At 64.1% G+C, this 26404-nt stretch carries 21 protein-coding genes, 1 tRNA gene and 2 pseudogenes; 13 read left to right on the forward strand and 11 right to left on the reverse strand.

Going from position 1 to position 26404, the window contains the following annotated elements:
* The first annotated feature begins 89 nt into the window (after nucleotides 1–89).
* Together KDD17_RS09610 and KDD17_RS09615 are read left to right on the forward strand one after the other, a co-directional pair.
* The gene (locus tag KDD17_RS09610) at nucleotides 90–956 is read left to right on the forward strand and encodes a methylenetetrahydrofolate reductase (RefSeq protein WP_212703471.1); all 867 of its coding nucleotides are present in this window, start codon (nucleotides 90–92) and stop codon (nucleotides 954–956) included.
* A 59-nt stretch (nucleotides 957–1015) separates the two neighbouring features.
* On the forward strand, nucleotides 1016–1498 hold the full coding sequence (locus tag KDD17_RS09615) for a PaaI family thioesterase (RefSeq protein ID WP_212703472.1): 483 nt from the start codon (nucleotides 1016–1018) through the stop codon (nucleotides 1496–1498).
* Between the two features lie 20 nt (nucleotides 1499–1518).
* Here the strand turns inward: KDD17_RS09615 and KDD17_RS09620 are convergent, their stop codons facing one another.
* Nucleotides 1519–2571 carry a T6SS phospholipase effector Tle1-like catalytic domain-containing protein gene (locus tag KDD17_RS09620; protein ID WP_254796953.1) on the reverse strand — a complete coding sequence of 351 codons (1053 nt, stop codon included), beginning with the start codon at nucleotides 2569–2571 and terminating at the stop codon, nucleotides 1519–1521.
* A gap of 13 nt (nucleotides 2572–2584) precedes the next feature.
* A pseudogene (locus KDD17_RS09625) lies at nucleotides 2585–4881 on the reverse strand (xanthine dehydrogenase family protein molybdopterin-binding subunit).
* A 455-nt stretch (nucleotides 4882–5336) separates the two neighbouring features.
* Here KDD17_RS09625 and KDD17_RS09630 point away from each other — a divergent pair.
* Nucleotides 5337–8264: a valine--tRNA ligase gene (locus KDD17_RS09630; protein WP_212703473.1), complete on the forward strand. Its 2928-nt coding sequence runs from the start codon at nucleotides 5337–5339 to the stop codon at nucleotides 8262–8264.
* A 33-nt stretch (nucleotides 8265–8297) separates the two neighbouring features.
* Here KDD17_RS09630 and KDD17_RS09635 read toward each other — a convergent pair whose 3' ends face one another.
* A complete protein-coding gene (locus tag KDD17_RS09635) occupies nucleotides 8298–9086 on the reverse strand; it encodes a crotonase/enoyl-CoA hydratase family protein (protein WP_212703474.1) in 789 nt (262 codons plus the stop codon).
* A 105-nt stretch (nucleotides 9087–9191) separates the two neighbouring features.
* Nucleotides 9192–9326 (reverse strand): twin-arginine translocation signal domain-containing protein, encoded by a 135-nt coding sequence (locus tag KDD17_RS19140; protein WP_348541447.1) that lies wholly within the window; start codon nucleotides 9324–9326, stop codon nucleotides 9192–9194.
* An 89-nt stretch (nucleotides 9327–9415) separates the two neighbouring features.
* On the opposite strand from KDD17_RS19140, the gene KDD17_RS09645 reads away from it, so the two are divergent.
* Nucleotides 9416–10519, forward strand: coding sequence for a pyridoxal phosphate-dependent aminotransferase (locus KDD17_RS09645; protein ID WP_212703475.1), 1104 nt, complete (start codon nucleotides 9416–9418; stop codon nucleotides 10517–10519).
* A gap of 81 nt (nucleotides 10520–10600) precedes the next feature.
* On the forward strand, nucleotides 10601–10774 hold the full coding sequence (locus tag KDD17_RS09650) for a hypothetical protein (protein WP_212703476.1): 174 nt from the start codon (nucleotides 10601–10603) through the stop codon (nucleotides 10772–10774).
* Between the two features lies 1 nt (nucleotide 10775).
* On the opposite strand, the pseudogene KDD17_RS09655 reads toward KDD17_RS09650, so the two are convergent.
* Nucleotides 10776–11977, reverse strand: a pseudogene (locus KDD17_RS09655) (pyridoxal-phosphate-dependent aminotransferase family protein).
* Nucleotides 11978–12130: 153 nt separating this feature from the next.
* Between KDD17_RS09655 and KDD17_RS09660 the strand changes: the two are divergent.
* A complete protein-coding gene (locus KDD17_RS09660; protein ID WP_212703477.1) occupies nucleotides 12131–13981 on the forward strand; it encodes an ABC transporter ATP-binding protein in 1851 nt (616 codons plus the stop codon).
* A gap of 72 nt (nucleotides 13982–14053) precedes the next feature.
* Here KDD17_RS09660 and KDD17_RS09665 read toward each other — a convergent pair whose 3' ends face one another.
* The gene (locus tag KDD17_RS09665; protein ID WP_212703478.1) at nucleotides 14054–14731 is read right to left on the reverse strand and encodes a TIGR04283 family arsenosugar biosynthesis glycosyltransferase; all 678 of its coding nucleotides are present in this window, start codon (nucleotides 14729–14731) and stop codon (nucleotides 14054–14056) included.
* Nucleotides 14732–14911: 180 nt separating this feature from the next.
* Between KDD17_RS09665 and ygfZ the strand changes: the two genes are divergently transcribed.
* A complete protein-coding gene (gene ygfZ, locus KDD17_RS09670) occupies nucleotides 14912–15538 on the forward strand; it encodes a CAF17-like 4Fe-4S cluster assembly/insertion protein YgfZ (protein ID WP_489146335.1) in 627 nt (208 codons plus the stop codon).
* Between the two features lie 82 nt (nucleotides 15539–15620).
* Here ygfZ and efp read toward each other — a convergent pair whose 3' ends face one another.
* Nucleotides 15621–16184 carry an elongation factor P gene (efp, locus tag KDD17_RS09675; RefSeq protein WP_212703479.1) on the reverse strand — a complete coding sequence of 188 codons (564 nt, stop codon included), beginning with the start codon at nucleotides 16182–16184 and terminating at the stop codon, nucleotides 15621–15623.
* Between the two features lie 217 nt (nucleotides 16185–16401).
* Between efp and KDD17_RS09680 the strand changes: the two genes are divergently transcribed.
* A complete protein-coding gene (locus KDD17_RS09680) occupies nucleotides 16402–16722 on the forward strand; it encodes a DUF6280 family protein (RefSeq protein WP_212703480.1) in 321 nt (106 codons plus the stop codon).
* A 60-nt stretch (nucleotides 16723–16782) separates the two neighbouring features.
* Here KDD17_RS09680 and KDD17_RS09685 read toward each other — a convergent pair whose 3' ends face one another.
* Nucleotides 16783–17358 carry a cobalamin biosynthesis protein CobQ gene (locus KDD17_RS09685; protein WP_212703481.1) on the reverse strand — a complete coding sequence of 192 codons (576 nt, stop codon included), beginning with the start codon at nucleotides 17356–17358 and terminating at the stop codon, nucleotides 16783–16785.
* A gap of 66 nt (nucleotides 17359–17424) precedes the next feature.
* Between KDD17_RS09685 and KDD17_RS09690 the strand changes: the two genes are divergently transcribed.
* Complete coding sequence (locus tag KDD17_RS09690; protein ID WP_212703482.1) at nucleotides 17425–18888, forward strand: cobyric acid synthase; 1464 nt, start codon at nucleotides 17425–17427, stop codon at nucleotides 18886–18888.
* A gap of 1 nt (nucleotide 18889) precedes the next feature.
* Here KDD17_RS09690 and KDD17_RS09695 read toward each other — a convergent pair whose 3' ends face one another.
* From KDD17_RS09695 to KDD17_RS09705, 3 genes are all read right to left on the reverse strand, one after another.
* Nucleotides 18890–19972: a hypothetical protein gene (locus KDD17_RS09695; RefSeq protein ID WP_212706286.1), complete on the reverse strand. Its 1083-nt coding sequence runs from the start codon at nucleotides 19970–19972 to the stop codon at nucleotides 18890–18892.
* A gap of 121 nt (nucleotides 19973–20093) precedes the next feature.
* Nucleotides 20094–21527, reverse strand: a complete 1434-nt coding sequence (locus tag KDD17_RS09700) for a TolC family outer membrane protein (RefSeq protein WP_431358118.1) — start codon at nucleotides 21525–21527, stop codon at nucleotides 20094–20096.
* 47 nt (nucleotides 21528–21574) lie between these two features.
* Complete coding sequence (locus KDD17_RS09705; RefSeq protein ID WP_212703483.1) at nucleotides 21575–22228, reverse strand: protein-L-isoaspartate O-methyltransferase family protein; 654 nt, start codon at nucleotides 22226–22228, stop codon at nucleotides 21575–21577.
* 173 nt (nucleotides 22229–22401) lie between these two features.
* On the opposite strand from KDD17_RS09705, the gene KDD17_RS09710 reads away from it, so the two are divergent.
* The 4 genes from KDD17_RS09710 (at nucleotide 22402) to KDD17_RS09725 (ending at nucleotide 26404) form a co-directional block, all read left to right on the forward strand.
* Nucleotides 22402–22475: transfer RNA gene (locus KDD17_RS09710), tRNA-Cys, on the forward strand.
* A gap of 427 nt (nucleotides 22476–22902) precedes the next feature.
* Nucleotides 22903–23667, forward strand: a complete 765-nt coding sequence (locus tag KDD17_RS09715; RefSeq protein WP_212703484.1) for a helix-turn-helix domain-containing protein — start codon at nucleotides 22903–22905, stop codon at nucleotides 23665–23667.
* Between the two features lie 173 nt (nucleotides 23668–23840).
* Nucleotides 23841–25229: an indoleacetamide hydrolase gene (gene iaaH / locus KDD17_RS09720; RefSeq protein ID WP_212703485.1), complete on the forward strand. Its 1389-nt coding sequence runs from the start codon at nucleotides 23841–23843 to the stop codon at nucleotides 25227–25229.
* Nucleotides 25230–25258: 29 nt separating this feature from the next.
* Nucleotides 25259–26404, forward strand: a complete 1146-nt coding sequence (locus KDD17_RS09725) for a substrate-binding domain-containing protein (protein WP_212703486.1) — start codon at nucleotides 25259–25261, stop codon at nucleotides 26402–26404.

Consider the following 26404-nt stretch of genomic DNA (forward strand, 5'->3'; position numbering starts at 1 on the left):
CGCGCCTCATGTTAAAGATGAAAGTTATGAATTTGTCTCATCTCGCGCGACGTGAGACAAGAGGGGAAATCAATCCAGAGGTTTCCAAAATGCCCACTCCCGCCGTTTCCTTCGAAGTCTTCCCGCCCAAGACCGTCGATGCCGCGTTCCGTCTGTGGGACACGGCGCAGGCGCTGGCCCCGCTGGCACCGCGCTTTTTCTCCGTCACCTACGGCGCTGGCGGCACGACCCGCGATCTGAGCCAGGACGCAGCGGCGGTACTGCACCGCACCTCCGGCCTGCCGGTGTCCGCGCATCTGACTTGCGTGGATGCCTCCGTGGCCGAAACCATGGCGCAGGCCGAAGCCTTCCGCGCGGCGGGCGTGCGCGACATCGTGGCCCTGCGCGGCGACCCACCGGCGGGCGACACCCGCTTCACCCCCCATCCCGAAGGATTTGACAGCTCGGTCGCGCTGATCGAGGCGCTGAGCCTTGCGGGCGGGTTCAACATCCGCGTGGGCGCCTACCCCGACAGCCATCCCGACGCGGCGAGCCAACACGCCAACGTGCAATACCTCAAACGCAAGTTCGACGCGGGCGCCTGCGAGGCGATCACGCAGTTCTTTTTCGAACCCGAAAGCTTCCTGCGGTTCCGCGATCTTTGTGCGGCGGCGGGCATCGACGCGCCCATCGTGCCGGGCATCCTGCCGATCACGAATTGGGCCTCCGCCCGCCGTTTTGCCGAACGCTGCGGCACCAAGATACCCGCATGGCTCGATGAAGCCTACCGCGCGGCGGCCCGCGACGGGCGCGAAGATCTGCTGTCGACGACCCTGTGCACGGAACTGTGCAGCACATTGGTCGACGAAGGCGTGGACTCGCTGCATTTCTACACGCTCAACCGTCCCGATCTGACCCGCGACGTGTGCCGCGCACTGGGGATCACGCCGCAGAGCGCGCTGTCGAACGTGGCGTAACGGCTTGCCCCGAGGGGCCGCGCGCCGCATCCTTGCTGCACCACACGCAGGAGGATCCCATGCCACGTATCGCCACATCGCCCGACGATCTGCTCAGCCCCGATGAGGCGCTTGCACTCTCGGGGCTGGAGTTCATGCAGGCGATCCTGAGCGGCAAGAACCCCGGGCCCCCCATCGGCGCCACGATGGGCTACACGCTGCACGACGTGGCCGAGGGGCGATGCGTGTTTCGCGGTGCGCCGGAATTCAACGTGACCAACCCCATGGGCACGGTGCACGGCGGCTGGTACGGCACGCTGCTGGATTCCGCGATGGCCTGCGCGGTGATGACCCGCGTGCCCAAGGGGTCGGTCTATACGACACTGGAATACAAGGTGAATATCCTGCGCCCCATCCCGCTGGGCACCCAGATCGACTGCATCGGAGAGATCGACCACGTCGGCCGCTCCACTGGCGTCGCGCACGGAGAGATTCGCGGCGTCGAGGACGACAAGCTCTACGCCACAGGCTCCACCACTTGCATCGTGATGAAGATGCGTTAGCGACCGGGCATCGGAAAATTTCAAATTTTCCGGCCGGAATTTTTCAAAAATTCCGATCCCTGTGGAGGGGTTTTTGCGCCACGCCCGGTGACGCTCTCGTGCAGGCGCTCCGACGGATCACCCCCGACGACCCGCTTGCGCCGGGTGACAAAAACCTTCCCCCAGCCCGCGAACGTCCCGATGGAGGGCGCGGTGATGTCCTGCGCGAACCGCGCGGCCCATCCTTCGGGCAACGGCAGACCGCTTGCCTCGGCCCGCGCTAGCATCCACACAAGTGGGATATTCGACAGGGGCCGCGCCGCGTGACGCCCGCCTAGCTGTCCGCCCACATCCCCGTGACTGCCCCGAAACCAGACCTGCTCGATCTGATCGGGCCGCGCCGGGTCGCTTTCCCACATAACGGGGCGGTAGACCACGCGCGTCTCGTCCAGCGCCAGCGCGTGATAGCCCCGTTTCACGCAACCGCCCAGATGATGGTTGTGAAACGCGTGCCGTGCCACGCTCAGCCGCCACAGCACCGGCGCGTTGATCCCCAGCGATTTCACCGTATCCCAGACCCCGATCATCTCGATCGGCACGTCCGTCGCGCAATGGGCGCGCGTGAAAGCCGCCCGCGCGGTGCCCCCGCATTCGTAGTGCCGGTAGGCCTGCCGCACGTTGCGTTCGGTGGCGTGTTCGGCCCGCAAGAGACCCACGCGGTCGATGATCCCCGCCAGCGAGCGCACCGCATAGGCCCCGCGCGAAAACCCCATCAGAAAGATGCGATCTCCCGGGCGGAAACGCGAGGCAAGATAGCCGTAAGCCCGCCGGATCTGCCGGTTGATCCCCTTGCCCGCAATCACGCCGCCCAGCGCGGTCCAGTCCTGCCACTGCAGCCCCGGCTCATAGTAGATCGAGATGCGCGGCCCCATTTCCTGCGCCAGCCGGTAAGTGAGACCCGCGTTCGTCTCCGCCCCCGGCGCCAGCGACGACATCGTCCCGTCAAGGATCACCAAATGCGTCTGCACCCCGCGCCGTGGCCCAAAATCCGACGCAGGCCGCTGCCACAGCCCGCCAAAGAGCCGCGCCAGCAGGCTGTCGTTCAGATCATTCCGCGGCGATCCTGTCACCGTTCAAAAGCTCCCACACCTTGTGCGGCGTGAACGGCATGTCCGCCTGCCGCACGCCATGGTCCCACAGCGCATCCTGCACCGCATTGGACACCGCCGCCAGCGCGCCGACAGTCCCGGCCTCGCCACAGCCCTTCATGCCCATGACATTCGCGGTTGAAGGCACAGGCTCACTGGTGAAAGAGATATAGGGCACATCCGTTGCGCGCGGCAGGGCGTAATCCATGAAGGTCGCGGTCAGCAGCTGACCATCCTCGTCGTAGACGACCCGCTCCTGCACAGCCTGCCCGATACCCTGCACGACACCGCCGTGCACCTGCCCTTCGGCCAGCATCGGATTAATAAGATTACCAAAATCGTCAACAACGGTATAGCGGTCCACCTCGACGATCCCGGTCTCGGGATCGATGACGACCTCGCTGATGTGGCAGCCATTGGGGAAACTGCGCGCGGGCAGGGTCGCGCGTTCGTGATGGCTCAAAAGGTCATCGCGCCCCTGAGCACGGGCCATTTCGGCAACTTCGAGCATCGTCGGCGTGAGGTTCGACCCCTCCGCCCGGAAGCGTTCGTCGTCAAAGGTGATCTCGGCGGCGGGCACGCCCATCTCGTCCGACAGGAACGCGCTGAACGCCTCGATGATCTTGGCCGTGGTGGCAAGCGTGGCGTTGTTCTGCACTGTGACCGAGCGCGAACCACCCGTCCCCCGCCCGTAGCAATCCGGTCGCTGTCCCCCTGCACCACGGTGATCGCCTCCAACGGGATACCGGTCTGATCGCTCAGAAACTTGGCATAGACCGTCTCATGCCCCTGCCCGCCCGATTGCGTGCCGACAAGGATCTCGACCCGCCCGTCTTCGAGGAAATTGACCGTGGCACCCTCGCTGGGATCGCCCAGGATACTCTCGATGTAATAACAAATCCCCTGCCCGCGCAGCAGCCCACGCGCCGCATCCGCAGCGCGGCGCGCGGCAAAGCCCTGCGCATCCGCCTCGACCGCCGCCCGCGCCAGGACCCTGTCGAAGTCGCCCACGTCATAGGTCTCGTCCGTGGCGGTGGTGTAGGGAAACTGCTCGGGCTTGATGAAATTGATCCGGCGCAGCTCCCAGGGATCGACATCCAGCTCCCGCGCGGCCCGGTCCATCACCCGCTCCAGCACGTAGATCGCCTCGGGCCGTCCCGCGCCACGGTACGCATCCACCTGCACGGTGTTGGTGTAGTATCCCTCGACCTGCAACCACGTGGTCTGCACGTCATAGACCCCCATCAGCACACGCGAAAACAGCGTCGTCTGAATGGGTTGCCCGAATTGGCTGTTGTAGGCGCCCAGATTGCATTTGGTGCGCACCCGGTAGGCGGTGATGCGGTTATTGGCGTCAAACGCCAGCTCCGCCAGCGAGGTCAGATCGCGCCCGCCATTGTCGCTCAGCATGGCTTCGGTACGCTCCGACATCCAGCGCACCGGACGACCCAGCACGCGCGCGGCGTGGCACACCACGAAGTACTCCGGATACGCCATCGCCTTCATCCCGAACGCGCCGCCGGTGTCGGGATTGCTCACCCGCACGTTCTCCGGCGCCAGACCAAAGGCGCGCACCAGATTATCCTTGTGCACCCACACCCCCTGCCCGTTGTTGGCCAGATGCAACCGCGTGCCGTCCCACTCGGCGAAACAGCCGCGCGGCTCCATTGAGTTGACGATGATCCGGTTGTCACCCACCTCCAGCGATACCGTCCGCGCAGCCTCGGAAAAGGCCCGCTCTGTCGCCAGCTCATCGCCCAGACCCCAATCGAACGCCCGGTTGTCCGGCGCCTCCGTGTGCAACGTTTCGCCGCCGGGCTCCAGCGCAATGCACGCGGGCAACTCCTCCGCATCGAAGACTATCAACTCGGCGGCGTCCTTGGCCTGCTCCAGCGTGTCGGCGATGACAACGGCCACAGGCTCGCCGACATGACGCACCTTGCCCTTGGCCAGCAGGGGTCGCATCGGGGCGGCCGCCTTGCTGCCATCGCGGTTCTTCAGGGTGGCCCCGTCCATGGCAATGTCGACGTCCGCTGCCTCAAGATCTGCGCAGGTCACCACCAGATGCACGCCCGGCGACACCACCGCATCGCTCACGTCCAGCTCGGAGATCACCCCATGCGCAATCGGCGAACGAAAGACAAAGGCATGAAGCGCGCCATCAGGCGCAATATCATCCACGTACCGCCCCTCACCGGTCAAGAACCGTGCATCCTCCACACGCGAGGTCGCCTGCGATTTTCCGAATTTTTCCATGCGTCCGCTCCCAGCATATGTTTCAGGAGAAACTAGCGATGCCGCCGCCGGTGTCCAGCGCCACCGATCGAACGCGCGCGCTGCACTGGCAGAGATGGCGCGCCGCGTATTTTTGGCACAAAAAAGCGGGCGTTAACCCAAAATTTACGACGTATGCGCAAACTTGAGGGGCGGTACAGGCGGGCGCGCCGATGACCGCGCACGATGAAGCCGCTCTTGCGCAGTGAAAGCACCCGCGACGTGCGGGCCGACCGCGCAAGGGTGCTTCATCGCTTCATTGTGCCGCAAATACGCATTCCAACCTCTCCGCCCTCGCCGCCCTGTAAGTTCCCGCGCCCATGGGACGGTGGGTGGGGCGCCGGTGCGGGCCTGCCCGCAGCAGCGCCACCTACCGGGCCTTTCCCTCTCGCCCTTCCTCCGCTACATCCCCTGCAAACGCAGACGGGATAGATGACATGCCATTGGAAAAGACATTCGACGCAGGCGCAGCGGAAAGCCGCCTCTACGACGCCTGGGAAAAGGCCGGTTGCTTCACCGCAGGTGCCAACGCCTCGCGCCCCGAGACGTTCAGCATCATGATCCCGCCCCCGAACGTCACGGGTGTGCTGCACATGGGCCACGCGTTCAATAATACGCTTCAGGACATCCTCACCCGCTGGCACCGCATGCGCGGTTTCGACACGCTCTGGCAGCCAGGTCAGGATCACGCAGGCATCGCCACCCAGATGGTGGTCGAGCGAAAACTCGCCGCCGAAGGCAAGCCGCCGCGCCGCGACTGGGAGCGTGACGCTTTCACCGCTGAGATCTGGAAGTGGAAGGCCCAGTCGGGCGGCACGATCATCGAGCAGCTCAAGCGCCTCGGCGCCTCCTGCGACTGGTCGCGCAACGCCTTCACCATGTCGGGCGCGCCCGGCGCGCCTGAAGGCGAGGAGGGCAATTTCCACGATGCCGTGATCCGCGTCTTTGTGGAGATGTATAACAAAAGCCAGATCTACCGTGGCAAGCGGCTGGTGAACTGGGATCCGCATTTCGAAACCGCGATTTCCGATCTTGAAGTCGAGAACATCGAGGTCGACGGCCATATGTGGCACTTCAAATACCCGCTCGCGGGCGGTGCCACATATACCTATGTCGAGCGCGACGAGGACGGGAACACGCTCTTCGAGGAAGAGCGCGACTATATCTCCATCGCCACCACGCGCCCCGAAACCATGTTGGGCGACGGCGCCGTCGCAGTTCATCCATCGGATGAACGGTATGCCCCAATCATCGGGAAACTCTGCGAAATTCCCGTCGGCCCAAAGGAAAGCCGCCGCCTGATCCCGATCATCACCGACGACTACCCGGACAAGGATTTCGGTTCCGGCGCGGTGAAGATCACCGGCGCGCATGACTTCAACGATTATGAGGTCGCCAAGCGCGGCAACATCCCGATGTACAGCCTCATGGATACGCAAGGCCGGATGCGCGCCGATGGCCGCCCTTACGCCGAAGAAGCCGCCGCCGCGCAGGCGATTGCCAACGGCGAGGAAGGCTTTGACGAGGCCAGGATCGCCGCGATGAACCTTGTCCCCGACGCCTACCGCGGCCTCGACCGGTTTGAGGCCCGCAAGGCCGTGATCGCCGACATCACCGCCGAGGGTCTCGCCGTGATGACGCAGGCTCACGATCCGCGTCTGGGCCGCGCGGCGCAAAAGCCGCTCGCCCCCGAAGAAGGCGGCGAGGCGCGCGAGGATACGCTGGTGCCGCTGGTCGAGGCCAAGAAGATCATGCAGCCCTTCGGCGACCGCTCCAAGGTGGTGATCGAGCCGATGCTCACCGATCAGTGGTTCGTCGACACCGCGCAGATCGTGCAGCCCGCCATCGACGCCGTGCGTTCGGGCGAGACGGAAATCCTGCCGGAGCAGGACAAGAAGGTGTATTTCCACTGGCTTGAGAATATCGAGCCCTGGTGCATCTCGCGCCAGCTGTGGTGGGGGCATCAGATCCCGGTGTGGTTCGACGATGAGGGCCGCGAGTATTGCGCCGCAACCGAAGCCGAAGCGCAGGCGATGGCACCCGGCAAGACCCTCACCCGCGACCCCGACGTGCTCGACACCTGGTTCTCCTCCGGCCTCTGGCCTATCGGCACCCTCGGCTGGCCCGAGAACACCGAGGCGCTGGAGAAATACTTTCCCACCTCCGTGCTCATCACCGGGTTTGACATCATCTTTTTCTGGGTCGCGCGCATGATGATGATGCAATTCGCGATCACCGGGCAAAAGCCGTTCTCGACCGTCTACGTGCACGCGCTGGTGCGCGACGAGAAGGGCAAGAAGATGTCGAAATCGCTCGGCAATGTGCTCGACCCGCTGGAGCTGATTGACGAATACGGCGCGGACGCCGTTCGCTTTACGCTCACCTCCATGGCCGCGATGGGCCGCGATCTGAAACTCAGCACCCAGCGCATTCAGGGCTACCGCAACTTTGGCACCAAGCTGTGGAATGCCCACCGCTTTGCCGAGATGAACGGCGTGTTTGGCGACACTCCCGCGCAGATGCCGACGCCCACCGCCACGCTCAACAAATGGATCGTGGGCGAGACCGCGCGCATCCGCGAACAGACCGACGCGGCGTTGGAAAATTACCGGTTCAACGACGCGGCGAACGGGCTCTATGCCTTTGTCTGGGGGAAGGTCTGCGATTGGTATGTGGAGCTGTCCAAGCCCTTGTTGCAGGAGGACGCCCCCGAGGCGGACGAGACGCGCCAGACCCTTGCCTGGGTGCTGGATCAATGCCTGATCCTGCTGCATCCCATCATGCCCTTCATCACCGAAGAGCTGTGGGGCACCACCGCCACCCGCGCCAAGATGCTCGTGCACGCCGATTGGCCCGCCTACACCACCGCCGATCTGCTGGATGCCGAAGCCGACCGCGAGCTGAACTGGGTTATCGGCCTGATCGAGGGCATCCGCTCTGCCCGCGCGCAGATGCACGTGCCCGCAGGGCTGACCGTGCCGCTGGTCGTCACCGACATGGGCGCCGAGGCGCAGATCGCCTGGGACAACAACGAGGCGATGATCAAGCGTCTCGCGCGGGTCGAAACCCTGACCCGTGCGGACAGCTTTCCCAAGGGCACGGTGTCGATCCCCGCGCAAGGCGCCACGCTGGGCCTGCCGCTGGAGGGCATCATCGACATCGGTGAGGAAAAAGCCCGCCTGCAAAAATCGCTCGACAAGCTGGGCAAGGAGATCGGCGGGCTGAACGGGCGGCTCAAGAACCCCAAGTTCCGCGCCTCCGCGCCGGAAGAGGTGGTCGCCGAGGCCGAAGCCAACCTCGCCGCGCGTCAGGAAGAGGCCGACCAACTGCAAGCCGCGCTCGACCGGCTGGCCGAACTGGGGTGAATGGCCCGCCCGGTGCCACGCCGGGCGGTGAGCCTATTTGAACACCGGCGCGCGTTTGCCAAAGGCGGCCGCGACCACCTCCATCTGATCGGGTTTGCCCATCAGATCGGCCTGCTCGCGGCTCTCCGCCAGCAGCACCTCTTCGGCCCCACCCGTCTCCGCCAGCGCGATCAACCGTTTGGCGGCACGAATGGCCGACGGGCTCTTGCCCGCGATCGTGGCGGCCAAATCCATCGCGGCGGCCAGCGGATCGTCGGCGATTTCCGTCACCAGCCCCCAACGCTCCGCCTGATCGGCGCCCACGGGCTCAGCCGTGTAGGTCAGACGGCGCAGCACGTCGCCGCGCACCAGACGCGGCAGCAGCACCATCCCGCCCATATCGGGTACGATGCCCCATTTCATCTCCATCACCGCGAATTTGGCGTCCGGCGCGGCGATGCGCATATCCGCGCCCAGCGCCAGCTGGATGCCCGCGCCAAAGCACACGCCATGCACGGCGGCAATCACCGGGATCGCCATGCGGTCCCAGACCATCGCGACCTCTTGCCATTGGTTCGTGGTGCCCGCGCCGTGGCTGCGCGGCATCAGCAGATCCGCGGGATCCTTGCCGATCATACCCTGCAGGCCAGAGATGTCGATGCCTGCGCAAAACGCCTTCCCCTCGCCCGAAATCACCGCCACGCGGGCGTCGGACGCGGCGACCTCCTGACCGGCAGCGATGATCGCATCGATCATCTGCTGATCGACGGCGTTCATCTTATCCGCGCGGGTCAGGCGGACGTGGGCAATGTGATTGTCATAGGTGACTTCGACGCGGGACATGGGGCGGGTTCTCCGTTACTGGCTCGCACGCAGCGTCCCGCGAAATCGCGGCAAAATCCACCGAAACGCTGCGTTAGCGGGGCACGACCCGCTCGACCGCGCGCATCATGCCGAGGCTCTTGTCATACACCAGCGTGAGGATGCGCCGCACCTGCGGTTTGGCAAGGCTGACCCCGCCCCGCGCAACGCCCCCGCAGCGGCGGCCGTACCGATAAATCCCCTTCGTGTGAGCTTGGCCATCCCATGTCCTCCTGTCTTTGCAACTCATTCTCAAATAGGGGTCCTGCGCCCTCTTTACAAGGGCGGGCCAGCCGCGCTTTATCGCGGCCATGACACACGCCCGCCTGACCCCGCTCGCCCAATCGCTGCCCGCCACCGTGCCATTCGTCGGCCCCGAGACGCAGGAACGCGCGCGCGGCGCCGGTTTTGCCGCGCGTCTGGGCGCGAATGAGAGCGTCTTTGGCCCCTCGCCCGAAGCGCTCAAGGCGATGGCAGCGAGCCATCACTGGATGTACGGCGATCCAGAAAGCCACGATCTGCGCGCAGCCCTCGCCGCCCATCACGGCTGCGCGCCCGAGAATATCATGGTCGGTGAAGGCATCGACGGGCTCTTGGGCTATCTGGTGCGCCTCACGGTCGGGCCGGGCGATGCGGTGGTCACTTCGGCGGGCGCCTATCCGACGTTTAACTACCATGTGGCGGGCTTTGGCGGTGATCTGCACGCGGTGCCCTATGCGGGCGATTTTGAAGATCCCGCAGCGCTATTCGCCAAGGCGGCAGAGGTCGACGCCAAGCTTGTGTATCTCGCCAATCCCGACAATCCGATGGGCAGCCACCACAGCGGCGCCGATCTGGCCCGCGCGATGGACGCGCTGCCCAAGGACACGCTGCTGGTGCTCGATGAGGCTTATGTCGATTGTGCACCCGAGGGCACGGCCCTGCCCCTGCCCGTAGACGATCCCCGCGTGATCCGGATGCGCACCTTTTCAAAGGCTTACGGGCTTGCGGGCGCGCGCGTGGGCTACGCCCTTGGGCATCCCGATCTGATCACGGCGTTTCACAAGGTCCGCAATCACTTTGGCATGAACCGCGCCGCACAGGCCGGCGCGATGGCGGCCCTGGCCGACCGCGACCACCTCGCCCATGTGCTTGACCAGATCGCGCAGGCCCGGAGCCGCATCGCGCAAATCGCGCGCGACAACGGGCTCACGCCGCTGCCCTCGGCCACCAATTTTGTCACCATCGATTGCGGTGCCGATGGCACCTTTGCCAAGGCCGTGCTGGACGCGCTGATTGCGCGCGGCATCTTTGTGCGCATGCCCTTTGTCGCCCCGCAAAATCGCTGCATCCGGGTGGGATGCGGCCTGCCTGCGGATCTCGACGCGCTGGCCACGGCCCTGCCCCAAGCTTTGGCAGAGGCAAAAAGGGGCTGACGGCGCGCAATTCTGCGCTAATCTGATCGTAACCGGCGCGGGATAGCCTCCCGCGACAGACAAAACGATGAGACAAAAGCGATGAACGACCGCGGCACCGCCCCAGACTTTACCCAAGCCTGCATTGTCATGTTCGGCGTCAACATCGCGTGGATATTCGTGGCGATCTGGGCCATCTGGGGCCTGATTGCCGTGGCCGCGACCGGCTGGTGCATCAACCGCGCGATCGGCTGGATCGAGGCGCGGCGCGACTAGACTAGCGCCCGGCGATCACGCCCGCCGCCGCCTCCAGCGCGCCGGGGCCATGGGCAATGCCCAGCGCCTTGAGGCCCGCATCCATCCCGCCCAGCATCCCCATCACCATATGGCCGTTCACATGGCCCATGTGCCCAAGACGGAAGAACGCATCGCGCGCCGGATCGCCCGGCTCCGCCATGCCCAGCCCGATGCCCAGCGTCAGACCGACCTCACGCTCGACCCATTGGCGCAGGCGCGTGCCGTCAGACCCCTTTAGCCGCAGCGACGTCACCGCCGTCGAGCGGTGCACAGGATCGGCGATATTCATCGCCAGATCGCCCCCCGTCGCCCAGGCGTCACAGGCGGCCCAGACCGCGCGGGCAAGCGTGGCATGGCGCGCCCAGACCGCCTCGATCCCCTCATCGTGGATCATGCCAAGGGCCGTGCGCAGCCCGTAGAGGTGATGCGTCGGCGCCGTTCCGTTGAAAAACTGCCACAGCTCATCGCCTTCGGCGCGCGGGGTCCAGTCCCAATAGCGGCTGACCCGTGGCATCGCCGCGCGCACCTGCGCCGCACGGTCATTGAAGAAGACGAACGCACAGCCCGGCGGCACCATCAGCCCCTTCTGGCAACCCGTCACCATCACATCGACGCCCCAATCGTCCATCTCGAACCGGTCACAGGCGAGCGAGGCGATGCAATCGGCCATCAGCAGCGCCGGATGGCCCAGATCATCCAGCACGCGGCGCAGCCCCGGAATGTCGTTGCGCACCGACGAGGACGTATCCACATGCACCGCCAGCACCGCCTTGATCCGGTGCTCGGTATCGGCGCGCAGCGCGGCCGCGATCCGGTCCAGATCGAAGGGGTCGGATTTGCCGAAATCAATCAGCTCCACCTCCGCCCCGATACCATCGGCCATCTCGCCCCAGCCGTGGCCGAAACGCCCCGTGGCGGGCACCAGCACGCGCTCACCGGGGGCGACGGTATTGGCCAGCGCCGCCTCCCACGCGGCGTGGCCGTTGCCGATGTAGATCGCCGCATGGTGCTGCGTGCGCGCCACGCGTTTGAGATCCGCCATCAGCCCGGGCATCATATCCACCAGCTCCCCTCATAGATGTTGGGCGCGGGGCGGTGCATCGCCTGCAACACGGCGTCGGGCATCACCGACGGGCCGGGAATCGCGAGATAGCCGCGACCGTTCGACAGATTGGCGGACATGGGATTTCCTTTCGTGCGCAATCGCTTGCAAGCGTGTGTTTGGTGCAACCATAGCCTGCGCGCCGCCTGCGTCAATCGCCGCTCGCTTGCCCCTGAAGGGGGCGCGGGATAAGCTGCGCGCCTGAGCATTCTCACCCGGCAAAGGCCCGATTTATGAGCGCGCAAACCTATACCTCCGGCGAGCTCGGACGCTGGCTCTGGCGCGACTACCTGCGCCGCCATTCGGGCACGCTGTCGATTGCCGTGTTTTTCATGGTGCTCGAGGGCGCCTCGCTGGGCGCGATGGCCAAGCTGATGGAGCCGATGTTCGACCGCGTCTTTGTCGCCGGAGAGCAATCGTGGCTGCTCTTCGTGGGCTTTGTGCTGTTGGGCATCTTCGTGCTGCGTGCGATCTCTTCAGTGGCGCAAAAGGTGCTGCTGACGCGGATCTCGCAGAAAACCGCAGCGGCCATGCGGATCAACATGCTCGACCGCATGATGCTGCAGGACGGCGCGTTCCATCAGGATCACCCGCCCGGCTTTCTGGTGCAGCGCGTACAGGGCGATGTGAACGCGGTCAACGACGTCTGGCGCGCGATCATCACCGGCGCAGGGCGCGATTTCATCGGGCTGATCGTGCTGCTGGGCGTGGCGATCAGCATTGATCCGATCTGGGCGCTGCTGGCCTGCGTCGGCATCCCGGTGATGGTCCTGCCTGCCGCCTTTGCGCAACGTTTCGTGCGCCGCCGCGCGCGCGAGGCGCGCGATCTGGGTGCCACCCTGTCGACCCGCCTCGACGAGGTGTTCCACGGCATCGTGCAGATCAAGCTCAACGCGCTGGAGGCCTACCAGACCCGCCAATACCGCGACATCACCACGCAGTTCGTGCGTACCGAGGTCCGCACCGCCTTCGGCAGCTCCGCCATCCCCGCGATGATCGACATCATTTCCGGAATCGGTTTCATGGCCGTGATCCTCTACGGCGGCAATGAAATCATCAGCGGCAACAAGACCATCGGCGAATTCATGACGTTCTTTACGGCCATGGGGTTCACCTTCAATCCGCTGCGCCGTCTGGGCGCGATTTCGGGCCAGTGGCAGACCGCCGCCGCCGCCCTTGAGCGGATCAAGGAGCTGCTCGACGCGCCGATCACCCTACGCTCCCCCGACGCGCCAAAGGCGCCGCCCGCGGGCGTGCCCGACGTGACCCTCGACAACGTGACCCTGTCGTTCGGCAAAACGCAGGTGCTGCACGGTCTGTCGCTGCACGCCGCCGCCGGGCAGACCACCGCGCTCGTCGGCGCGTCGGGGGCGGGCAAATCCACGCTCTTCAACCTGCTCACACGGCTCCTGGATCCCGATACCGGCAGCGTGCGCATCGGCGACGTGGCCACCACCGACATGGCGATCCCCGATCTGCGCGGCCTGTTTTCCGTCGTGAGCCAGGAAGCGCTGCTGTTCGACGAAACCCTGCGCGAGAATATCGTGCTGGGCCGCACGGATGTGAGCGATGCGGCGCTGCAGGCGGTTCTCGACGCGGCGCATGTCTCCGACTTCCTGCCAAACCTGTTCGACGGGCTTGAAACCCGCGTGGGCCCGCGCGGCTCCGCCCTGTCGGGCGGTCAGCGCCAGCGCGTCGTCATCGCCCGCGCGCTTCTGCGCGACACGCCCATCCTGCTGCTGGACGAGGCAACCTCGGCCCTCGACGCGCAATCCGAAAAGACCGTGCAAACCGCGCTTGACCGCCTGTCCAAAGGGCGCACCACGCTGGTCATCGCGCATCGCCTCTCGACCATCCGCGGAGCGGACAAGATCGTGGTCCTCGACCGTGGCCGTGTCGTCGATGAAGGCACCCACGACGACCTGCTCGAACGCGGCGGCATCTACGCCGATCTCTACCGGCTGCAATTCCGTGACGGCAAAAACGTGTCGGACCCGAAACTGCCCGACACCGCCCGCCGCGATCCCGCCCTGCCCGACACGCCGGGCCTCCTGCACCGTCTCACGCGCGGCTTCTTCGGCTAAAGTTTTGCGAGCACGCCCGCCACGGGCGCCGAAAGGGAAAATCGCGCCGCAAGGCGCGGCCGTCAGGTCCCGCTAGCGGCGGTAGGCATCGGCCAGCCAGTCGGGCGAGGCGCCGGCAAAATAGCGCGCCAGCGTCCACAGGTTGCGCCCGCCGCGCCGGAACCAGCCCTGCCGGCGGTATTTGGCCGCCGAGGTGACGGCGACCGCGTCCAGCCCCACCTTTTGCGCGCCCAGCTTGCGGGCCAGCGCCACGTCCTCCATCAGCGGCTGATCGGGATAGCCGCCAATCTCGTCGTATAGCGCGCGGCTGATCAACAGCCCCTGATCGCCGTAGGGCAGACCTAACCCGCTGCGCAGGTTGGCCCAGCCGGCCACCAGCCCCGCCGCAATCCCGCGCTGGTCAAACGCGAGCCGGAACCAGCCCGCACGGGTGTCGTTTTCGATGTGGTGGCGCACGGTTTCGGCCCAACCGGCGCTCAGCACCGTATCGGCGTGCAGGATCAGGATCCAGTCGCCGCGCGCCTCGGCAACGCCGCGCCGCAGCTGCCCGCCGCGCCCTGCCGGTCCGTGGATCACGTCAGCGCCCCAGGCCTGGGCCACGGCGCCCGTGGCATCATGCGACCCACCGTCGCTCACGATCAGTTCGCGGATCAGGCCGGCATCAAGCCCCTCCATCAACGCGGCAAAACACCCCGCCAACGCGGGTTCTGCATTCAGTGTCGGCACTACAACCGAGAGTTTTGCGCGCATCGAGACCCCCTGCCCCTGTTGTGCCACCGTGCCTAACCTATATAGATCACACAGCAAAAAGGACAGAGCCATGGCCCTCGCACGATCCTCCGCCTTTCGGGCACCGATACCACGGATTTCCTGCAAGGGCTTGTCACCAATGATGTTGCCCGGCTTGGGGACGGTCTCGTCTACGCCGCCATGCTGACCCCGCAGGGCAAGTATATCGCCGATTTCTTTTTGCAGGCGGACGGTGCGGACGTGTTGCTGGATGTCGACAGCGCCCTCGCGCAGGGGCTGATGCAACGGTTGAACATGTACAAACTGCGCGCGGATGTGGCCATCACCCAGACCGATCTGCACCTGCACCGCGGCACCGACACCCCGCCCCAGAATGCCCATCGCGACCCGCGCCACCCCGATCTGGGCTGGCGCGCGCTGCGCGACAGCGCGCAAACGGACGACAACACCGATTGGGATGCGCTCTACGTCAACCACATGATTCCGCAAGCGGGGGTTGAGCTGACGCCCGACAGCTACATCCTCGAAATGGGGTTCGAGCGGCTGAAGGGTGTGGATTTCCGCAAGGGTTGCTACGTCGGTCAGGAAGTCACCGCGCGCATGAAGCACAAGACAGAGCTGCGCAAGGGTCTGGCCCAGGTGGCGCTGACGGGCACCGCCGCGCCCGGCAGCGAGATCATGGCGGAGGGCAAACCCGCAGGCACCCTGCACACCGTCGCGGGCGACCGCGCGCTGGCCTACCTGCGCTTTGATCGCGCCACGGCTGAGATGACCGCGGGCGACGCGACGCTCACCCGCACCGCCTGACGCAAAAGGGCGGACCTTTTGGCCCGCCCTTACAGTGCAATCCGTCTGCCCCTCGGGCGCGTTCTACGTATTCCGTCGCGCCTCAGGCGCGTTCTACATATTCCATCGTCTCGGTGTTGACGACGATCGCCTCATCCTGATCCACGAACGGCGGTACAGTGATCTTGATCCCGTTGTCCAGCACGGCGGGCTTGAAGCTTTTGGCCGCCGTCTGGCCCTTCACCACCGGCTCCGTCTCCGCCACGACACAGGTCACCTTCTGCGGCAGCGCCGCATTCAGCGCCTCGCTTTCGTGATATTCAACCACGATCATCATGCCGTCCTGCAAAAACGGACGCCGCTCGCCCAGCAAATCGGCGCTGACCTGCACCTGCTCGTAGGTTTCGGTATCCATCACCACCAGCATCCCGTCGTCCTCATAGAGGAATTGCTGGTCCTTCTGCTCCAGACGCACCCGCTCGACCTTGTCGGCGCTGCGGAAGCGTTCGTTCAACTTCGAGCCGTTGCGTAGATTTTTCATCTCAACCTGCGCAAATGCCCCACCTTTGCCCGGTTTCACGTGATCCACCTTCACAGCTGCCCAAAGGCCGCCATTATGTTCCAATACGTTTCCGGGACGGATCTCGTTTCCGTTGATTTTTGGCATGTGACAAAACTCTGACAAAAGGTTGATGAAACTTTGATGACGCCTATATCCGGTGTTCGGGAGGCACACAAGACGGCCTGTCTTGTGCTCCATCCTCCCGAAGCCATGCATAAAACGCATAGGGGCCATGCAAAAACAGGGTATCCGAATCGCTCTTTATCTGTCAGAAGACCCAGACGCCAAATGACAAGAGCAAGAATAAAGAAAGGACGACGAAGTGACTGATTTCGTTGATGGCACAGCCTTTAACAATGAACAAGGCAACCGCGCGCGCAAACTCTTTGCCGCCGTCGTGCTCGCCGCACTCGACGACGCGATTGCAGACGACAAGAAATACGGCAACGGGCCGGAGCAGATCGCCCGCTGGGCACGCTCCCGCGATGGTCGCGAGGTGCTTTCCTGCGCCGGCATCGACCCCAACGAGCGTGTTGTGGGTGGCCTGATGGAATTCGTGGGCAAAGGGGTGCGGACGTCCGTCGCCCTCAGCCGCGAAGAATCCGAGCGTCGCAATGCCGCACAGCAGGCCGAAGCCGCCTAACAGCGCCTCAGCCTTTGATAAAAACGCCCCTCGCCCCGTGCGTGGGGCGTTTTTTCATGCCTACATCCCAAAGACAAACAGCCAGACCCACGCCACGTATAGCTGCGCGGCCAGCAATGCGCCGACCGCAATCGCAATCGCCCAGCCGGGTCGCGTGAGCCAGATCCACACCGCCGCGAGCGCGGCAAGCGCCGCCTCGATGGGGGCGATCCACCCGGCCCCGTGGGCGCGATCCCAATAGCTTAGCGGGCTTTCAAACACCCAATCGCTGACGGGCCAGAAATGCGGACGCCCGTCGTCGTGGTGCAGCGGGAAATCCAGTGCCAGATGCAGCAACCCGGCGGCGGCAAAGGCCAGCCCCCAATCGCTGCGCCGCCACAGCGCCAGCGCCAGCAGCGCGCCCCAGACGAATACCGAGTTGTCGACGGCAAAAATCGCCTGCCACGTGTCAGAGAAATAGAGCTCGTCAAACACCACGCGCGGCGGGATGCCGAACAAGAATAACGCGCCCCCCGCCAGCAGATACAGCGACAGATCCGGCGCCAGCCCCCCGGCCATCGCGGCCCAGAACGTCCGCCGCTGTCCACGCTTGCCGAAGGCCGCAGCCCCGAGCAGCAAATGAGCGGGTGTATTCATGCGCGCACCTCTTTTCCTTTGGGCCACGATGGGTCAAATTCGCCCCCGGTCCCGGAGGCACAGCAGATGACAAAAGCGATCATGATACAAGGCACCGGCAGCAATGTCGGCAAATCCATGATCGTGGCGGGCATCCTGCGGGCCCTGCGCGCGCGCGGGATGCGCGTGCGCCCGTTCAAGCCGCAGAACATGTCCAACAACGCCGCCGTCACCTCCGACGGGGGCGAAATCGGACGTGCGCAAGCGCTTCAGGCCCGCGCCTGCGGGGTGGCGCCGCACACCGATATGAACCCCATCCTTTTGAAACCGCAAAGCAATACGGGCGCGCAGGTCATCGTGCAGGGCCAGATCGCGGGCCACCAGGAAGCCCGCGCCTTTGGCCGCTCAAAAGAAGCGCTCATGCCCGCCGTGCTGCAAAGCTTTCACCGGCTGGCGCAGGACTGCGACATGATCGTCGTCGAAGGCGCCGGCTCCCCGGCAGAGACGAACCTGCGCGCGGGCGACATCGCCAACATGGGCTTTGCCCGTGCGGCGGGCGTGCCCGTGGTGCTGATGGGCTGCATCGACCGGGGCGGCGTCATCGCGCAGATCGTGGGCACGCAGGCCGTGCTGTCCGAGGCCGACAACGCGCTGATCCGCGGCTTTGCCGTCAATAAATTCCGCGGTGATCGCAGCCTGTTTGACGCAGGTCGCGACGATATCGTGGCGCGTACCGGCTGGCCTTCCTTTGGGGTGCTGCCGTGGTTTGCCGACGCCGCGCGCCTGCCCGCAGAGGATGTGATGGACCTGCCCGCGCGGGCGCGCTCGGGCGGGGCGGGCGTTGTCATCGCCGTGCCGCAACTGCCGCGTATCGCCAATTTCGACGATCTCGACCCGCTCGCGGCAGAGCCGGGCGTGGATCTGCGCATCGTGCCCCCCGGCACCCCCCTGCCCGCCGACGCGGATGTGGTGCTGCTGACGGGCAGCAAATCCACCATCTCCGATCTCGCGGCGCTACGGGCGCAGGGGTGGGATATCGACATCGCCGCCCACATCCGGCGCGGCGGTCATGTGGTCGGCCTGTGCGGGGGCTATCAGATGCTGGGCCAAACCATCGCCGACCCGGACGGGATCGAGGGGCCTGCTGGCACCGTCGACGGCCTGGGCCACCTGGACGTGCACACGGTGCTGGAGCCAAAAAAGAACCTGTCGCTGCGCCACGGCACGCACCCCGCGTCAGGCGCCGATGTGTCCGGGTATGAGATTCACCTCGGCGCCACCACCGGCCCCGATTGTGCGCGCCCTTGGCTCCGCTTTGACGGGACGCCCGATGGCGCGGCCAGCGCGGACGGGCGCGTGTTGGGCTGCTATCTGCACGGGGTGTTCGCGTCCGACAGCTTTCGCGCGGCCTATCTCGCGGGGCTGGGGGGTACGGCGCAGGCGGCGTTCGAGGCGCAGGTCGATGCCACGCTCGACGCGCTCGGCGCGCATATCGAGGCCTATTTCGACCTCGATGCGCTGATTGCCGCCGCCGGTGAGGTTGGCGGGTAAGCTATTCCATTTCCTGCGCGGTCAGCGCGCGGTGGATCTCGCGGCGCACGAGCTTGCGCACGTTGCGCGTGATGCGCTCCCCCAGAACACCCTGCAATTCGCTGCGCACAATCTCACTGACCAGCGCGCGCAGCGCCGCCTCGTCGAGCAGTTGATCCTCGCCTGCGTCCGCGTCCACATCCGCATCGGGGTCGTGCGTTGCCTCGGCCTGCGGCTCCTCGATCGGGGCGCCGCGCCCGTCGAGTTCGACGTCGTCCTCCCACGCCATGGCGGCCACATCAACGGGGCTCAGATCCGCGGCCTGATCGCTGCCGTCGGGTTCGAAATCCTGCTGGATCGCCTTGATCGCGGTGCCCAGCGCGGCGATTTTCGAGGTCAGGCGCGGCCCGTCCGCCGCCGCTGGCTCGGATGTCGGCGCGGCATCGCTGTCGCCATGTTGCATCTGCACGGCAACCGCCTCCGCCGATGCATCCGCAAAAGGCGCATCCTCTTCGACCGGCCCATCGTCAAACGCCGCGTCGCTCAGCGTTTCATCGTCAAAGGTGTCGTCCTCAAACGCCTCCTCGGCGGGCTCATCCTGTGCTTCATCATCGGTGAAGCCATCCTCGTCGGACGCCACGGTGTCCGACGTTTCGCGTGCGGGCGCACCGCCCTCCTCGTCAAAGAACGCGGCGGCAAAATCGGCGGGGTCAGTGTGGGTGACGTCGGTGTGTGCCGACGTTCGGTCGGCCCCCGCGTCATCCTCAACAACATCCTCAACCACATCCTCATCCGGTTGCGCGAGCGGCGCCTGCGGCTCATGCTCCGTGCTTTCACCGGGCAATTCGGTATGCAGCGCCACATCCCCCAATCGCAGCGGGGCGGGCGCATCGTCGGTGGGCGCCATCGGCGCGGGATCTTCCGCCACCCGCAGCGCGGGCGTCAGCACAAACCGGCTCTCTTCTTCCGCGGCCTCAGGCTGCGGCGTCTGCGGCGCGGGGGCGTCATTGCGCAGACCGGCCATGGGGCGTTTGGTCTCGGATACCAGTCGGCGGATCGACGACAGGACATCCTCGACCTCATCATGGGGGACAGGCTTTGACATAACTCACCACTCTCTGCTCGGCCCGAAGGATAGACCGGGCCCTCATTTCGCACAATGGCGCGAAAAACCTGCGAAAGGATAAACCCCCGCCCTGTTGCGCAATAGCGCTAGCGGCGCGCGCTCAGTCGCGCTGCAACCGCTTGAGCACCCGGTCCAGCTGCGCGCCTTGCTTGGACTGCTTGGTCGGGCTGTCCTTGACAAGATTGTAGTACTCCGCCGGATCATAAAGCTGCACCGGCAACCGCAGATCGCGCGCCGTCAGCTGCCCGGTCGAGGCCAGAACCGCATAGGCCGCATTATACAACTGCGCCTGCGCCGAAATCCGGCTCGCCTCCGCATCCAGCAAGGATTGTTCGGCGTCGAGCACATCGAGCGTCGTGCGCGCGCCCAGCGTCGCTTCCTCGCGCACGCCGCGGAAGGCCACACGCGCCGCACGGATCTGACGATCCGACGCCTCCAGCGAGGCACGGGCCGAGCGCAGGCTGGCGTAGGCATTGCCCACGTTCTGCTGAATATTGTGGCGCACCACATGCAGATTGCCGCGCTGCGCGTCGCGCTGTGCAATCGCGCGGCGCACCGCAGACGACCGCGCGCCGCCCTGATAAATCGTCCCGCCCGCATTCAGCCCGATGGAGCCGCCGCTGCTGAAATTGCTCGAATCAAGGTTTTCGGACAGCGACAGCGTGCCCTGAAGCGAGACCGTCGGCTTCTTGGCCGCCTCGGCCTGCCGGATCAACAGCTCGGCGGCGGAAACCTGATGCTGCACGGCGCGTAGATCGGGATGGCGGCGCACGGCAAGCCCCTTGGCCGCGTCCACATCCGACGCGATCGTCGGCAGACGCGGCGGCGGGCGCAGTGCACCGGGCATACGCCCGACGATGTTGCGATATTCCTCGATGGCGATCTGGCGATTGCCCTCTGCCGTGGCCAAACCGCTGCGGGCCTGCGCCAGCTGCGCCTCGGCGAGCGCCACATCCGTGCGCGTCACCTCACCCACCTCGAAACGGTTGCGCGCGGCGCGCAGTTCCTGTGTCAGAACCCGCAGGTTGTTCTGGCGCAGCGCCACGAATTCATTGGCCTCGATCACACCCATATAGGCCTGCACGGCGCGCAGCAGGACCTGCTGCTCGATCCCCAGAAGGGTTTCGCGCGTCGCCAGCACGGTCTCCTTGGCGGCCTCGACCCGCAGGGCGGTGGCGCCAAAATCATACAGCAACAATTCCCCGATCAACGACCCACTCAGGGTCAGGCTGTCGGTATCCTGCACCCCCGCAAGGGTCGATCCCCGCGCCCGGCCAAACTGTTGCTGCGCAGAGGCGGTCCAGCGCAACACCGGCTCCAGCGCGGTGCCCGCCACGGCCACATCCTCATCCGCGGCGCGCAGCAGGGCGCGGTTCTGCTGCAACAGGCCCGAATGATTGTAGGCGTTGACCAGCGCATCGGCGAGCGTCTCGGCGCTCGCCACCGGCGCGATCACCGCCATCGCGGCGCCCAGTGTCGCCGCCCGCAGGCCGCGCCGCATCCGCCGGATCGTTCCCATCTGCCCTGTCTGCATCGTCCCTCGTCCTTTTCTCCCCCGGCGCGTGCGGCCGGTGTCCCCGGCTACAGCGAAAACGCCCGTGCACGGGCAAAGCCCGGCAACACCGGCGCGCTTGCGTTGAAGGCCAGCCGCCAGCTGATCTGCCCGGCGCGTTTGTGGCCCACCCGGACCTCGCCCAACGCATCGTGCATGAACAGCGCCGCAATGCGCCCGCCTTCCTTGAGCTGGTCTAGCAGCGCGTCGGGCAGCTCCATCACGCCCCCCTGCAGCACGATCACATCGTAAGGCCCGTGCTCCGCCGCGCCCGCGGCCATATCGCCCGCCTGCACCACCGCGTTGTCGACGCCGCTGGCAGCCAGGGCATCCTGTGCCTCGCGCACATAGGCCTCGTCCGCCTCAACGGCGACCACGGCCTGCGCCAGCCGCGCAATCACCGCCGTCGAATAGCCCAGCCCGCACCCGATATCGAGCACGAGCTCCTCCGGCCCGATTGCCAATGTGTCCAGCATCTTGGCCAGTGTGCGCGGCTCAAGCACAACGCGCCCCTGCCCCAGATCGAGGTTCTCGCCGACATAGGCGGCCTCGCGCCGGGCGGCGGGCACGAAATCCTCGCGCGCAACGCTCAACATCGCGTCGATAATGGGAAATTTGGTCACATCGGAAGGGCGGACCTGCGTGTCGACCATCATGGTACGGCGTGCGGAAAAGTCGGTCATGGAGTGAGCGCCTGCAAGTTTCGGAATCTGCGCAAACAGTCGCACATCCCGCCGGCTGCGGCAACGCAACATCGCCAAAAACTGCAGGCTCCGCGAAACCCCACCGAAACGCGTCGCTCGCCCCCATCACGGGGTTGCAGCCCCCGCACAGCCCGTCTATAGCAAACACGTCCGGCGAGTTGGCGGAGTGGTTACGCAGCGGATTGCAAATCCGTGTACACCGGTTCGATTCCGGTACTCGCCTCCAATAAAATCAATGAGTTACTGGTTTTGCATTTTACGTGGTACCCCCAAGGTATCACTTTCTTGTTTCGTGCTCGTTTCAATCAAAAGCTGCTCCCACGGCTTTCTTTTCTTTGCTGCCCTACCGGCGCGCATGATTTGGCGGGTATCGGGGATCTTGGAAAAGCCGAAAGCAGCACGAAGACTACGCCCCAAACACCTAAGTGAAACCGATGATCGCTAGCCCAGGCACTGAGGACTAGACAGCCACCATTGCATCTCCCAAGAAGTACTTGCCGCATCATTACGGCATGAGACAATGACCACAATCACCGCTGGCCCTGCTCCTACCTGGTTAGTGTTCCAACCATCAAAAGCGCAATCGGTCCGAGAAGGGCGATAAATGTGAACCGAGCCAAGTAAATCCAGCGCATCCAAAGCGGAGCAAGTCAATGAACCTTACAGACAGAGAATCGAGTCTCATCTTTTCGATGATGCGAGACCTCAGCGGTGACTTCGATCATTTTGAAGTCCGCCAGCGTGTTGGGCAAAGTCTGCTGGAGTTACTGAACGCGGACTACTTCGCCTCATATGTTTGGGACAGCGACGCCAATCGCTTTGTCGCGGGTGTGCAGATCAACATGTCTGACGACAATCTCGCACGCTACGATGACTATTTTCAGTTTCGCGATCCGATAACGCCAACACTTCAGCGGCGGCGAAAGGCGACGCCGGTCAGTCAGGTGATGAATCATGATCGCCTGACAAAAACAGAGTTTTATAACGATTTCCTAAAGCAAGACGGCCTCTGTTATGGCATCAACTACTTTGCTTATGATCGTGGCTCCAACATAGGGGATGTTCGGGTTTGGCGCGGTGACCGAAAAGATGACTTTTCGGACCGGGACACGGAGATCGTGGACGCGATTGGCCCGAGTTTTGTGAATGCGCTCATACGTGCGCAAAATCATGCGTCCAATTTCCCGGTGCTACGCTTTGCATCCTTGTGCGATAGGACGTCGCTGACGGCGCGAGAAAGTGAGATTGCGGATCTATTGGTGGTTGGTGCCTCAGATGACGAGATTTGTGCCAAGCTTCTGATCTCGAAATCTACATTGCGCTCGCACATCACCGCCATCTTCAAGAAGACTGGGCTGAGTCGCCGTACCCAATTGGCTCAGTTTCTCGCGGACACTGCGAACTTTAGCAGCGGTTGAGTGGCTTGCCCCTTGCCTGCAGATTCTCGTTCATGACCATAAGACGCTGGCCATGAATGCATGAAACTTTATAAATTTCAATATCTTAGTCTGAAACCGAAATATCGTCATTTATGACGATATCCCGCTCGTTGGCCTGATTGGTAGCCTTCTGAAAACTTCAGGAGGGCCAAATGGCGATCGAAAACCGGTTTGGCGCGGCAGAGTTGCTTCGCAAGATGGACGCGCAGGAAATCTCGGCGACAGAATTTGCGAAGGACACTGTCCAACGAGAAAAGGCACGGTCTTCTCTCAACGCCATCTCGCATTTTGATCCCGACTTTCTGGTAGCAAACGCGCAACGCGCAGACGAAAAGCGCGCTGCAGGAATAAACGGCGTTTTGTGCGGTTTACCCGTCGCTGCCAAAGACAACATCAACACGGTCTCCTTTCCGACAACTGCCGGCACGGGCGCCCTTCTTCATCACACGCCGCGAACAAACGCAGGAATTGTGACAGCCATCGAGCAGGCAGATGGCTTCATTGGCGCAAAGACCGGAATGCATGAACTCGCATTCGGCATCACCAGCAACAACGGCACCACGGGCAAAATCCGAAATCCTCATGATCCAGACATGATCCCGGGCGGCTCGTCCGGGGGCACCGCGGCAGCGGTGGCGGCGGGCATCCTCCCGGTCGGCCTTGGCACTGACACCGGCGCCTCGGTCCGCCTGCCCGCCGCATTGTGCGGCGTGGTTGGTTTTCGACCAACCGTCGGTCGCTATTCCGGCACAGGGATCGTTCCCATCAGCCACACACGAGACACTGCCGGGCCCATCGCCAGGTACGTTGAAGATATCGCCCTAATGGACGGTGTTTTGGCCGGACAAGAACCGGTTTCACAAAGCATCACTCTCGATGAGGTGGTTTTGGGCCTGCCACGTGAGGTATTTTTCGAAAACCTCGAACCTGCGGTCGAGACGGCTGTGCAGGCGACGCTCAAAACCCTTGAGAAAGCCGGCGCGAAACTGATTGAGGTCAGCCTTTCAGAAATCTGGCCTCTTAACGAGGCGGTCGGCTTCCCCGTAGCGCTTTACGAAGTGATGCGTGATCTGCCTGCGTACCTGGCTGAACATGCGCCCGGTATCTCCTTTGACGAACTGGTTTCAAAGATCGGCTCACCCGATGTGGCCGGTGTGATTGCCAGCCAACTTGGGGACGATGCGATACCCGAAGAAGCGTATCGTGCCGCGATGGATACCCATCGGCCCGCCATGCAGTCCATCTACCAGTCATGCTTTAAAGACAATGGCCTAACGGCTCTGGCTTTCCCGACTTCACCGCTGCGGGCACGTCCTATTGGGGACGATGAGACTGTCGAGTTGAACGGGCAGCAGGTTCCGACTTTCCCCAGTTTCATTCGCAACACGGATCTTGGCTCGAACCTCGCTGTTCCAGGAATTTCTCTCCCCTGCCCCGACGTTCCGGGCTTGCCTGTTGGGATCGAATTCGAAGGTCGCACGGGTGCTGACCGGGACCTCATCGCGCTGGCACTCGCCGTCGAAGACGCTTTGACGAGATAGCAAAGCAATCAACCAACAGGAGAAAAACAATGACTAAAGAATGGATGAAAACAATCCTTTCGGCCGCACTGGCCTCAACCGCGATGACGGGTGGGGCAATGGCTGACATCAAGATCGGTGTGCTTGTACCCGACTCTGGTCCGGCCGGGATCTTTGGTCCGAGCACACGCAATGCGGCTACAATGGCTGCCGCTGAAATCAATGCGGCTGGCGGCATCAACGGTGAACCGATCGAACTGGTCTTTGCCGATGTCGGTGTACCGCCCGCAGAAGCCGCGCAATCTGCGCTGAGACTCTGGAAAGGCGAAGGTGTCGAGGCCTTTGTCGGCATGCACGACTCAGCAGTGCGCGAAGCGCTCGTGGGGCGGTTCAAAGGTGAAGTGCCCTATGTCTACACGCCTGTCTACGAGGGGAAGGCCTGTTCGACGGGACTTTACGTGACCGGCGAGACTCCAAGCCAACAGCTTGAGCCCGTAATTCCTTTTCTGATGGAGGCGGAGAACGTCAGCAAATGGTATCTCATCGGAAACGACTACAACTGGCCCCGCGATACCAATGCATTGGCCAAGGACTACATCGCCGCAGCCGGTGGTGAGGTCGTTGGAGAAGAATACCTGCCCTTCACCGTCGCTGAGTTCGACTCTTCCTTGCAAAAGATCAGGGAAAGCGGTGCCGACGGTGTTCTTGTAACCTTGGTGGGCGGTGCATCCGTCGGCTTCAATATTGCCTTCGCCGGATTTGGTCTTGATGCGCAAGCGATCCGTTTGGGCACGCTCATTGAAGAAAACACTCTGGCCGGGATCGGCGCCGAAAACGCCAATCGCCTCTACTCTTCCTCGGGCTATTTCGCGAGCATCGCGTCGGACGCAGCTCAAGAATTCGCTTCAAACTACACCGAGACGTTCGGAGCAGATGCGGCACCGCTCAATTCCCTGGGGCAGTCTGCGTATGACGGCCTTCAACTCCTTGCGACACTCGCCAACAAGGCAGGATCCCTGGAAGTGCCGGCAATCGAAGCAATAGCCGAAGGCACAACCTTCACGTCACCGCGCGGCACCGGCACTTTGACAGGCCGCCACGTTGCCCAGACCATCTATGTGGCAAACGGCACCGGCGGCAGCTTTGCAATCGAGGCCGCGTTCGAGAACGTGCCGTCTTCGGAAAACTGCGAATAG

The organism is Sulfitobacter albidus (assembly GCF_018200035.1).
Classification (GTDB): domain Bacteria; phylum Pseudomonadota; class Alphaproteobacteria; order Rhodobacterales; family Rhodobacteraceae; genus Sulfitobacter; species Sulfitobacter albidus.

Bases quoted from the DNA above. Each gene is read 5' to 3' on its own strand.
- ygfZ (WP_489146335.1), top strand. From the start codon at position 14,912: ATGCTGACCCCGCAGGGCAAGTATATCGCCGATTTCTTTTTGCAGGCG.
- KDD17_RS09615 (WP_212703472.1), top strand. From the start codon at position 1,016: ATGCCACGTATCGCCACATCGCCCGACGATCTGCTCAGCCCCGATGAG.
- KDD17_RS09690 (WP_212703482.1), top strand. From the start codon at position 17,425: ATGACAAAAGCGATCATGATACAAGGCACCGGCAGCAATGTCGGCAAA.
- KDD17_RS09700 (WP_431358118.1), bottom strand. From the start codon at position 21,527: ATGCAGACAGGGCAGATGGGAACGATCCGGCGGATGCGGCGCGGCCTG.
- KDD17_RS09725 (WP_212703486.1), top strand. From the start codon at position 25,259: ATGACTAAAGAATGGATGAAAACAATCCTTTCGGCCGCACTGGCCTCA.
- KDD17_RS09610 (WP_212703471.1), top strand. From the start codon at position 90: ATGCCCACTCCCGCCGTTTCCTTCGAAGTCTTCCCGCCCAAGACCGTC.
- KDD17_RS09635 (WP_212703474.1), bottom strand. From the start codon at position 9,086: ATGTCCCGCGTCGAAGTCACCTATGACAATCACATTGCCCACGTCCGC.
- KDD17_RS09665 (WP_212703478.1), bottom strand. From the start codon at position 14,731: ATGCGCGCAAAACTCTCGGTTGTAGTGCCGACACTGAATGCAGAACCC.
- KDD17_RS19140 (WP_348541447.1), bottom strand. From the start codon at position 9,326: ATGGCCAAGCTCACACGAAGGGGATTTATCGGTACGGCCGCCGCTGCG.
- iaaH (WP_212703485.1), top strand. From the start codon at position 23,841: ATGGCGATCGAAAACCGGTTTGGCGCGGCAGAGTTGCTTCGCAAGATG.
- KDD17_RS09695 (WP_212706286.1), bottom strand. From the start codon at position 19,972: ATGTCAAAGCCTGTCCCCCATGATGAGGTCGAGGATGTCCTGTCGTCG.
- KDD17_RS09645 (WP_212703475.1), top strand. From the start codon at position 9,416: ATGACACACGCCCGCCTGACCCCGCTCGCCCAATCGCTGCCCGCCACC.
- KDD17_RS09650 (WP_212703476.1), top strand. From the start codon at position 10,601: ATGAACGACCGCGGCACCGCCCCAGACTTTACCCAAGCCTGCATTGTC.
- KDD17_RS09630 (WP_212703473.1), top strand. From the start codon at position 5,337: ATGCCATTGGAAAAGACATTCGACGCAGGCGCAGCGGAAAGCCGCCTC.
- KDD17_RS09685 (WP_212703481.1), bottom strand. From the start codon at position 17,358: ATGAATACACCCGCTCATTTGCTGCTCGGGGCTGCGGCCTTCGGCAAG.
- KDD17_RS09660 (WP_212703477.1), top strand. From the start codon at position 12,131: ATGAGCGCGCAAACCTATACCTCCGGCGAGCTCGGACGCTGGCTCTGG.
- KDD17_RS09705 (WP_212703483.1), bottom strand. From the start codon at position 22,228: ATGACCGACTTTTCCGCACGCCGTACCATGATGGTCGACACGCAGGTC.
- efp (WP_212703479.1), bottom strand. From the start codon at position 16,184: ATGCCAAAAATCAACGGAAACGAGATCCGTCCCGGAAACGTATTGGAA.
- KDD17_RS09715 (WP_212703484.1), top strand. From the start codon at position 22,903: ATGAACCTTACAGACAGAGAATCGAGTCTCATCTTTTCGATGATGCGA.